This window comes from Streptomyces sp. NPDC006265 (genome assembly GCF_040613555.1).
Classification (GTDB): Bacteria; Actinomycetota; Actinomycetes; order Streptomycetales; family Streptomycetaceae; genus Streptomyces.
Genome location: NZ_JBEXSH010000335.1, coordinates 1 through 8722 on the forward strand (window position 1 = coordinate 1; position 8722 = coordinate 8722).

The 8722-nt window shown below is 72.9% G+C and carries 10 protein-coding genes; 7 read left to right on the plus strand and 3 right to left on the minus strand.

The window, feature by feature from the left end; translation table 11 throughout:
• A partial coding sequence (locus ABZ281_RS25190) for a bifunctional adenosylcobinamide kinase/adenosylcobinamide-phosphate guanylyltransferase (RefSeq protein WP_356658916.1) occupies nt 1–671 on the plus strand: 671 nt, incomplete at its 5' end.
• 35 nt (nt 672–706) lie between these two features.
• Here ABZ281_RS25190 and ABZ281_RS25195 read toward each other — a convergent pair.
• Nucleotides 707–1753 (minus strand): class I SAM-dependent methyltransferase, encoded by a 1047-nt coding sequence (locus ABZ281_RS25195; protein WP_356658918.1) that lies wholly within the window; start codon nt 1751–1753, stop codon nt 707–709.
• Nucleotides 1754–1937: 184 nt separating this feature from the next.
• On the opposite strand from ABZ281_RS25195, the gene cobT reads away from it, so the two are divergent.
• Nucleotides 1938–3059, plus strand: coding sequence for a nicotinate-nucleotide--dimethylbenzimidazole phosphoribosyltransferase (gene cobT / locus ABZ281_RS25200; RefSeq protein WP_356658920.1), 1122 nt, complete (start codon nt 1938–1940; stop codon nt 3057–3059).
• 156 nt (nt 3060–3215) lie between these two features.
• The gene (locus tag ABZ281_RS25205) at nt 3216–3914 is read left to right on the plus strand and encodes a hypothetical protein (protein WP_356658922.1); all 699 of its coding nucleotides are present in this window, start codon (nt 3216–3218) and stop codon (nt 3912–3914) included.
• On the opposite strand, the gene ABZ281_RS25210 is transcribed toward ABZ281_RS25205, so the two are convergent.
• Nucleotides 3854–4615, minus strand: a complete 762-nt coding sequence (locus ABZ281_RS25210) for a hypothetical protein (protein WP_356658924.1) — start codon at nt 4613–4615, stop codon at nt 3854–3856. The genes ABZ281_RS25205 and ABZ281_RS25210 overlap by 61 nt on opposite strands.
• A 60-nt stretch (nt 4616–4675) precedes the next feature.
• Here ABZ281_RS25210 and ABZ281_RS25215 point away from each other — a divergent pair, with 60 nt between their 5' ends.
• Together ABZ281_RS25215 and ABZ281_RS25220 are read left to right on the plus strand one after the other, a co-directional pair.
• Nucleotides 4676–5458, plus strand: a complete 783-nt coding sequence (locus ABZ281_RS25215) for an adenosylcobinamide-GDP ribazoletransferase (RefSeq protein WP_356658926.1) — start codon at nt 4676–4678, stop codon at nt 5456–5458.
• 76 nt (nt 5459–5534) lie between these two features.
• Nucleotides 5535–6152, plus strand: a complete 618-nt coding sequence (locus ABZ281_RS25220; RefSeq protein ID WP_356658928.1) for an RDD family protein — start codon at nt 5535–5537, stop codon at nt 6150–6152.
• On the opposite strand, the gene ABZ281_RS25225 is transcribed toward ABZ281_RS25220, so the two are convergent.
• The gene (locus ABZ281_RS25225) at nt 6112–6891 is read right to left on the minus strand and encodes an endo alpha-1,4 polygalactosaminidase (protein WP_356658930.1); all 780 of its coding nucleotides are present in this window, start codon (nt 6889–6891) and stop codon (nt 6112–6114) included. The genes ABZ281_RS25220 and ABZ281_RS25225 overlap by 41 nt on opposite strands.
• A gap of 1070 nt (nt 6892–7961) precedes the next feature.
• Here ABZ281_RS25225 and ABZ281_RS25230 point away from each other — a divergent pair.
• Both ABZ281_RS25230 and ABZ281_RS25235 read left to right on the plus strand, forming a co-directional pair.
• A complete protein-coding gene (locus ABZ281_RS25230; RefSeq protein WP_356658932.1) occupies nt 7962–8147 on the plus strand; it encodes a hypothetical protein in 186 nt (61 codons plus the stop codon).
• A 301-nt stretch (nt 8148–8448) separates the two neighbouring features.
• A partial coding sequence (locus ABZ281_RS25235) for a M17 family peptidase N-terminal domain-containing protein (RefSeq protein WP_356658934.1) occupies nt 8449–8722 on the plus strand: 274 nt, incomplete at its 3' end.

The window sequence follows — 8722 nt, forward strand, 5'->3', positions numbered from 1 at the left end:
TCGCCGTCCATATGGACCACGACGTGCCGCCCGGCCCCGAGCTCGGGCGGCGGCTCGCGGCAGCCGGGGCGCGGGCCGTACCGGACGGGGTGACGCTGGCGGTGGGGTCGTACGAGGACGTGCCGGACGTGCCGCGGCGGACGCTGGTGCTGGGCGGGGCCCGTTCGGGCAAGTCGGTGGAGGCCGAGCGGAGGCTGGAGGCCTTTCCGCACGTGCTGTACGTGGCGACGGGCGGGTCGCGCAACGGGGACACGGAGTGGTCCTCGCGGGTGGCGGCGCACCGGGAGCGGCGGCCGGGGTCGTGGCAGACGGTCGAGACCTGCGATCTGGTGCCGCTGCTGAAGGAGGAGGGGCCGCCGCTGCTGGTCGACTGTCTGTCGTTGTGGCTGACGGACGCGATGGACTCCGTCGGGGCGTGGGACGACGCGGTGTGGGCGGAGCGGGGGGAGAAGGCCCTGCGGGAGCGGAGGCAGGAGCTCACCGAGGCGATGCGGGTCACCCGGCGGACCGTGGTCGCCGTGTCGAACGAGGTGGGATCGGGGATCGTGCCGTCGACGGCGTCCGGACGGCGCTATCGCGATGAACTCGGGCGGTTGAACGCGGGGTTCGCGGCCGAGTGTGAGCATGTGCTGCTGGTGGTGGCTGGGCAGGCGGTGGCGCTGCGGGGCTGACCGGGGCCCCGCGGCTTCCCTCCTCCCCGGCCGGGCTACGGAGCCTTGCGGGCGATCACCCGGTAGGTGTTCGCGAAGCGCGTGCGGCGGGCCACCGGGGCGATGAGGTGGTCGGCCAGCGCCGCCACGGCGATCAGGGGGAAGCCCGCACGGAGCAGGGCCGTGCGGGTGTGCCGCCGGACGAGGGGCGGGGGGATCGCCCGCCAGGGGGCGTCCGGGGCCGGCAGGGCGTGGGAGAGGGCCAGGGACGTGGCGCCCGCGAGGTCGTGGGGGACATGGACCGGGCGGTGGTCGAGCGTCAGGATCGTGCAGCCGGCCGACTCCAGTTCCGCGCGGACGTTCTGCGGGGGCAGGAGGTGGAGGTGGCGCGGCTGATCGTAGGGGAGCCACCAGCGGCCCAGCAGGGCGGCGAAGACGCTGCGGGGGCTCAGGGTCTCGATGAGCAGGTGGCCGCCCGGGCGCAGAACGGAGAGGGCGGCCCGGAGTTCCGCCCGGGGGTCGGGCATGCCCTCCAGGTGGTGGAGCATGCTGACCACGTCGTAGCGGGCGCGCAGCGGGGTGGCGATCCGGGGGTCGGTCAGGCGGCCGACGTGGGCCTCCTCGACGCGCTCGGCCGTGCGGGCGCGGACCACGCGCGGAGTGGGGTCCAGGCCGTCGAAAGACGTGTAGGGGAAGAACTGCCGGGCCGTGGCCGGGAAGCCGGCGTGGCCCGTACCGACGTCGAGCCAGCTCTCCGGCTCGCCGCAGCGCAGCATCGCGCGGGCGGCCGAGCGGTGCCGGCGCGGGCTGCCGCGCAGGGCGAGCAGGCCGTCGCTCGCGGGGTCCCGGGGCGCCCCGCGCACGGTCCGGTGGTACAGGGCGAGGCCCTCCACCGTGAGGCGGGGGTTCTGGAAGGTGTGGCCGCAGTCCCGGCACGCGTCGACGGTGAAGCTGCCCGGCTTGTACTGCCTCAGGTCACCGGTGCGCAGCCGGTTCCGCAGCCGGTCGGAGCCGCACCAGGGGCAGTCCTCCCGGCGCGTTTCGTGGACCCGTGTGGTCGCTTGTGGAACGGGGGGTGCTGAGGGGGTGGGATGTGCGGTCATGAGCGGCTCCCGGGCGCGACGGCGTACGGCAAGGAGGTACGGCGGGGTCGTCGCACCGACCATGTACGACAATCCGCTGCAAAACGGAACGTATGGGATGCCGATCTTGGGTGCAACGATGTCGCCGTGACGGTGTGGTGATGTGGCGCCGTGCTGTTCGACCGGGGCCGGTACTGTTCGGCGAATGAGCTCGCTTAATCTCGACGACTTCACCGATCTGATCGAGCGTCCGGACGGCGGGATCCGCCGTGACGCCGAGGCACGCCGGGAGCGACAGATCGTGCCGCCCGGATCGCTGGGCCGCCTCGACGAACTGGGTGAGTGGCTGGCGGCGGCGCAGTCCGCGGTGCCGGTCCGGCCGGTCGAGCGGCCGCGGGTGGTGCTCTTCGCCGGTGATCACGGCATCGCCGAGCTGGGCGTCTCGGCCCGGCCGGCAGGCGGCGCCGGGGAGTTGGTGCGCGAGGTGCTGGAGGGCGGCCGGCCCGTGTCGGTGCTGGCACGGCGGCTGGGCGTGCCGGTGCGGATCGTCGACATGGCCCTGGACTGCGACCCCGAGGGCCTGCCGGAGGACGTCGTACGGCACCGGGTGCGGCGCGGCAGCGGGCGGATCGACATCGAGGACGCGCTGACCCTTGAGGAGGCCGAGGCGGCGTTCCGGGCCGGGGTCGCGGTGGCCGACGAGGAGGCCGACTCGGGCACGGACCTGGTGGTGCTCGGCGATGTGAGCGTCGGCGGGACGACGGTGGCGGGCGTGCTGGTCGCGGCGCTGTGCGGAGTCGACGCGTCGGTCGTCACCGGGCGTGGCGGGCTGGCGATCGACGACCTGGCGTGGATGCGCAAGTGCGCGGCGATCCGGGACGCGCTGCGCCGGGCCCGGCCGGTGCTCGGTGACCAGTTGCAGCTGCTGGCGGCGGTGGGCGGGGCCGATTTCGCCGCGATGACGGGCTTCCTGCTGCAGAGCGCGGTGCGCAAGCTGCCGGTGGTGCTCGACGGGGTCGTGACGTCCGCGTGCGCGCTGGTCGGGCAGCGGATCGCGTTCCGGGCGCCGGACTGGTGGCTGGCCGCGCACGACAGCGGGGAGCCCGGGCAGGCGAAGGCGCTGGACCGTATGGCCCTGGAGCCGCTGCTGACCCACGGGGTGACCGTCGGGGAGGGCGCGGGCGGTCTGCTGGCGCTGCCGCTCGTGCAGGGCGCCGCCGCGCTGGCCGCGGAGCTGCCCGAGAAGCCGAAGGAGTCCGAGGAGCCCGGGGAGCAGCCCGCGGAGCCGGCCGGGCCGGAGGTCTCCGAGGCGCCCGCCGAGCAGTAGAGGAGCCCGCAGAGCGCACGAGCGGCATCGAGATCCAGGTCACTCACTCCTGGCTCAACTTCGTCCCGTACCGGTCGGTCTTGGAACGTGGTGTCGGTTTGACTGAGTCACAGACACCCTCAGACGTATCCACGCACGGACGAGGACGACCGCCCGATGACCACGCTCGCCCGCTGGGCCCGCGCCGAATGGGGTGCGCTGTACGGCGCGGTGCGCGGGCCGCTGGCCGCGCGGCGGTGGCGGGCCGTGCCGATGGCCGTCACGGCCGTGTGCCTCACGGCCGTGCTGCACGTCGTGCACAACCAGTCGTGGGGCTATCAGCTCGTGCAGAACGTCGGCGGTGTGCGGGCCGAGGACCCGTTGTGGTCGGCGCTGCTGCGGACGCCGCTGTCACTGTTCGTGCCCGCGCTGGATCTGCCGGTGTGGGGCGCGCTCGTGCAGATCCTGCTGGTGTTCGGCATCGCCGAGCTGTGCCTGGGCTGGTGGCGGGCGCTGGCCATCGCCTATGCCGCGACGCTCGCGGGGACGCTGTACGCGCGCCTCGGCATCGGGCTGGGCCCGCACTCCCCGCTCGGCCTGCCCGCCTCGGACGCCTGGGTCGTGGACACCGGGCCGTCGGCGGCGGTGGTGGGCCTGGCCGTCTTCCTGGGCTGGCGCTACCGGGCGTACCTCACGGCCTCGGTGGTCATCGCGGCGATGGTGGTCGAGGTCGCACTCAAGGAGAACCTCGCGGGCAAGGAGCACCTCGCGGCGATCGTGGTGGTGCTGGTGCTGTGCGCGGTGGGCGAACTGCGTCAGCGGCGTTCGAGGGAGCGGGCGGGCTCGGGGTCGGGCGCGCCGCCGAGCCAGTCGTGAAACGCTCGCGAGGGGGCCGCCCAGCGGCGATCGTGGTGGTAGGAGCGCAGAGTGGACCTGGCCCGGGCGCGGGGCCGGTTGCGGTAGAACCGCTTGGCCCACGGGGAGGTGGGGGTGGCCAGCCGTACGGCCGCGACCAGGGCGATGAAGGGGATGATCACGCCCACGACCGCGAGACGGATCTTCCCCTTGAACAGGGCGATGAGGGCGAACGCGAAGTTCACGAGGATGTTCACGAGGACGACGGCGCGGTTCTGCTGCTGGTCGTCGTTGAGATCGTCGACGCCCAGCGGCGAGAAGCCGATCAGGAGCAGGCCCACGAGGGAGGCGGTGAGGACGACCATCTCCACGCTCTTGCGGCCGTCCGGGGTCCAGTAGACGTCGGCGAGGTGCAGGACCAGGGCGAACTCGTCGAGGACGAGGCCTGCGCCGATACCGAACAGGACCGCGGCCAGGTACGACCCGAAGCCGTGCTGGCCGCCCGCCACCGCGCCGAAGCCGCCGATGATCGTCAGGATGACCCCGGGGACCACGTGGTGAACGTGGACGCCACCGCTGCTGACGTTGCCGAAGGGGCCCTTGCCCGCCCGGATGAGACGGGTGATGAGCCGGGTGATCAGGAAGGTCGCCACGAAGGCGACGAGAGCGAGAAGCAGCGGCAGCTTGCCGGGTTCGATGATGTTCCGCTCAAGCCATCCCATATGCGAACTTTATCCTTGGCCGCCGCACCCGCTCTCCTGACCGGCCGGTAGCCTGCGCCGGTGCCCACCACTTCGCCCCTCGACGGCCTCCGCTTCGCCTTCGGCACCCTCACGGTGATTCCCGTCCGGGTGACCCGGTGGGACCGGGAGGCCGCACGCGACGGCATGCTGTGCGCCCCGTCGGCCGGTCTCGCGGTGGGTGCCGCCGCCGCAGGGCTCGGGCTGGTGCTGCTGTTCCTCGGTGCGGGCGCCCCGCTCGCCGCCGTGGCGACCGTCGCCGTGCCGGCCGTCCTCACCCGGGGGCTGCATCTCGACGGGCTCGCGGACACCGCTGACGGGCTGGGCAGCGGCAAGCCCGCCGAGGACGCTCTGCGGATCATGAAGCAGTCGGACATCGGGCCGTTCGGGGTCATCACCCTCGCCCTCACCCTGCTCGCGCAGGTCGCCGCGCTCGCCCAGGCGTACGACGCCTCCTGGGCCCGGGGCGCGTGCGCCGCCGTGGTCTCGGCGACCGTCGCCCGGCTGGCCCTGACCCTGGCGGCCCGGGCCGGGGTGCCGGCTGCACGGCCGGAGGGGGTGGGGGCGGCGGTCGCGGGTGTGGTGCCGCTGTGGGGGGCCGCGGTCGCTGCCGTGGCCGTCGCCGGAGCCGCCGCGGCGGCCGGTGCCCTCTTCGGGCCGTACGACGTGATCCGGGCCGTGCTCGCGGTCGTCCTCGCCCTGGCCGCCGCCGAGGCCCTGCTGCGGCACTGCACCCGGCGCTTCGGCGGTGTCACGGGGGACGTCTTCGGCGGTCTGGCCGAGACGGCGGCGACCACGGCGCTGGTCGTTCTGTCACTGGGCTGAAACGATCTCCTCGTCCCCCTCGTGCACCGGCCTCCCAGCCGCTAGCTTCCTGCCCCGATACACAAACGATCGGGGGATGTTCATGCCGAAGCTGCGCCGTGCCACGGCCTGGGTCGTCGATTTCGCACTGGTGGTGGCGCTGGCCTCGGCGCTCGCCGTGCTCACCTTCCACCGGGTCTCCGCGCTCGTCACCGACGTGCCCGAACTGGCCACTCGCGGCGGCTTCGACCTGCTGACCTCGCGCGGTGACGTGCTCGACGCCTCCCAAAACCTGGGATTCTCGCTGTGGAACAAGTCTGTGCTCTACGTCGAGCAGGCCTTCGGGCTGCTGGTGCTGACGGTGTTCCTCTACCAGTGGGCCTGTCTGGCCCTGGCCGGGCGCACGATCGGCAAGGCCCTGGTCGGGCTGAGAGTCTCCCCGAACCTCCCGCGCAGGGTCAGGGCCGCGCGGCGGGCCGCGATCACCACCGTCGCGGACGTCGCCGTGTACGCCGTGGCCTGCGTGCTGCTGATGGAGGGGCAGGTCGTGCTGTCGGTGCTGGTGTGGGCGGTCGCGGTGCTGCTGTTCCTGCTGAACGCGCTGCCGGTCCTCTCCCCCGCCGGCCGGTCGCTGGCCGACCGGGTCGCGGGCACCGCCGTCACCGGCATCCGGCTCAGCAGGCCCGTCGCCACGCCCCCAGCTCGTACTTCTTGAGCAGCGAACTCAGCTTCAGGCGGCGCGAGTCGGCGCAGAAGCGGGCTGTGGGGAGTTCGTACTCGACGTGGAAGACGGCCTTGCCCGCGGCGGTGAAGGGCTTCAGGGCCGCGCACTCGCCGTACTGGGCGCACTGTTCGTTGACCGCGAAGTCGAAGTCCCCGACCAGTTCCGGGATCTGGTCCAGGTCGTTCTTCAGGCCGACGGCCAGGCCCCGGTCGTGGGCCAGCCGGGCGATGAGTCGGTTGTAGCGCAGTTGGTCGGTGGCCGTGAGCGGGAAGCCGGTGTCGTTGCGGTAGCCGTCCATGTTGTCGGGCTCCACCGCGTCGAAGCCCTTGTCGCGGCACATGTCGATCCGGGCCGCCATGAGCGGCTCCAGGACGTCGGTGCGCCGGATGTCGAGCCAGCGCTCGCCCGTCCAGCCGTTGCCGCGGCCGAGGACCGTCTTCGGGAAGTCGCCGGCGTCCGGGCGGAACTCCTCCCAGGCGCCCGTGGAGAGGTAGCAGATGACCTTGCGGTCGTCGCGGTGCAGCCGGGTGACCGTGTCCTCGGAGTGGTCGAAGCCGTCGATGTCGTAGACCGGCACGTCGACGGAGGTGTCCAGGCGTCCGCTGAGCTGCCACTGCCAGGCGGTGCCGGGGCGGGGCTGCCAGCGGGGGCCGGGCTTGTCGTCGGGGGTCTGGGCGCAGCCCGCGAGGAGCAGGACGAGCAGGGCGACGAGCAGGGACGGGCGTCTCACGGGGTGTTCTCCAGGGTGTGGGGCAGCGTGCCCCAAGGATGATCTCCGGTTCCGGGGACCGCGCAGTGCAGCGCCGCACCGCGCGCCCGGGCCAGGGCTTCCGGGTCGGCGTCGGGCGGGATGTCGTACACCAGCTCGTGGTGTCCTGCACGCAGCGAGGAACGGGTGTGTGGAGGTGTGGTTGGCCCAGCGGTACTGCGCCTTCCGCGAGCAGCCGGGTGGCGGGGGCGTCGGTGCCGCCGTGCTCGTCTTCCACTCCGCGCCGGAACCGGCGTTGAAGACCATGTCCATGGTGAAGCCGTGCTCACGCTGCCACTGGGCGGCGTGGGTGGCGTCGTCCGCGGTCATGCGGACCGGCGTGGTGCCCTCGCCCTCGCCGCTCGCGCAGTCGAAGTCGCCCGGGGTGCGGTTGCCTGCGGAGCCCCAGCGGCTGTCCGGGGCGAACACGTCGTCGACGTGCACCGCGAAGGAGTGGCGCGTCTGCCCCAGGTGCACGCCCTGGGTGAGCCCCTCCACGATGCCGCGGGCCGGTAACCGGAACTGCCGCTGGGTGTTGTTGCAGGCGAACGTCACCACGAGTTCGCGGCGGCCGTCGTGGGCGTACTCGCCGACGAGGCTGCCACGTCCGGTGCCGCCGGACACGGGGATGCCGACGTAGCTGGTGAAGCCGGTGCGGGGCCGGGCGGCACGGCCGTAACTCTCCTGCACGGCCGGGGCGTTGTCCTCGAAACGGAACGCGTCGTCGAGGTAGCCGAACAAGCCGGCCTTCCCGGCCGCGGTGACGGATGCCTCGCGGGCGTCAAGAGTGCCCGCCCGGCCACCCTCGCTGGTGTGGTCGAGCCCGACCCCCGGGTGCGCCCGGGTGCAGGCGTCGCCCTGCCGGATGCGGTAGGTCCGCTCGTGGGTCTCCAGCGCGGTCTGCTCGGCGGAGCCCGCGCCGAAGGGAGCCTCGTTCGTTCAGGACGACGCCCTGGAACTCTGGCACGGGGGCGGACCGCCCACGGTGTCGCTCAGGAACGCCGCCGTGATCGTCGGCCGGCCGGAGTCGCCCAGGTCTGGTCGTGTACGGGATGCCCGTGCTCTTGAGCTGGACGGTGACGGCCTTCACGGTGCTGTCGCCATGGCCCACCACCAGCACCTTCAGATCGATGCGTGGTTCCTCCGCGGCAGCCCCGGGCGCCGTCGCCCCGGCCGTGATCAAGCCTGCCGCCGTCACCGCGGCGAGCAGGGTGCTCACCGGATCGCGACGAGTGTGACCCGGTTCACCGGTGTGAGGGATCAAGAAATGGCCACTACGCCACCGACAGGTGAACGCCCGCAGGAATGAGCGAACGGGGCCACGCGCGTAGTCTCGTCGTCGAGTGTTCGCCGCACCGGGGAAGGCCCCGTGGTTACCGGACCCTGAGGTCGGATTAGGGTCGGTCGGCAGTCTCCCCGTCGTCCGCCCGCCGGGCAGGCGGGAGATCGCCGGCCGACCCTTAGGGTCGGCTGTCGGGCCCGGTCGACCCACACCGTTCGACCACTGCAACTTCACATCGGAAGCGAGATTTCACCACCGTGACTGCTCTCACTCTCAGCACCTCCGCGGCGCCCGGCCTGCGGGCCGACGCGATCGTGATCGGTGTCGCCAAGGGTGCCAAGGGACCGGTCGTCGCACCGGGCGCCGAGGCCGTGGACAAGGCGTACGACGGCAGGCTCGCCGGCGTTCTGGAGACTCTCGGCGCCTCCGGCGGCGAGGGCGAGGTGACGAAGCTGCCGGCGCCGTCCGGCTTCAAGACACCGCTCGTCCTGGCGGTCGGACTGGGCGCGGTTCCCGAGAAGGACGCCGAGT

Excerpts from the sequence above, each read along its gene's own strand:
- ABZ281_RS25195 (WP_356658918.1), bottom strand. The coding sequence starts at position 1,753 with ATGACCGCACATCCCACCCCCTCAGCACCCCCCGTTCCACAAGCGACC.
- cobT (WP_356658920.1), top strand. The coding sequence starts at position 1,938 with ATGAGCTCGCTTAATCTCGACGACTTCACCGATCTGATCGAGCGTCCG.
- ABZ281_RS25205 (WP_356658922.1), top strand. The coding sequence starts at position 3,216 with ATGACCACGCTCGCCCGCTGGGCCCGCGCCGAATGGGGTGCGCTGTAC.
- ABZ281_RS25210 (WP_356658924.1), bottom strand. The coding sequence starts at position 4,615 with ATGGGATGGCTTGAGCGGAACATCATCGAACCCGGCAAGCTGCCGCTG.
- ABZ281_RS25220 (WP_356658928.1), top strand. The coding sequence starts at position 5,535 with ATGTTCATGCCGAAGCTGCGCCGTGCCACGGCCTGGGTCGTCGATTTC.
- ABZ281_RS25230 (WP_356658932.1), top strand. The coding sequence starts at position 7,962 with ATGCCCGTGCTCTTGAGCTGGACGGTGACGGCCTTCACGGTGCTGTCG.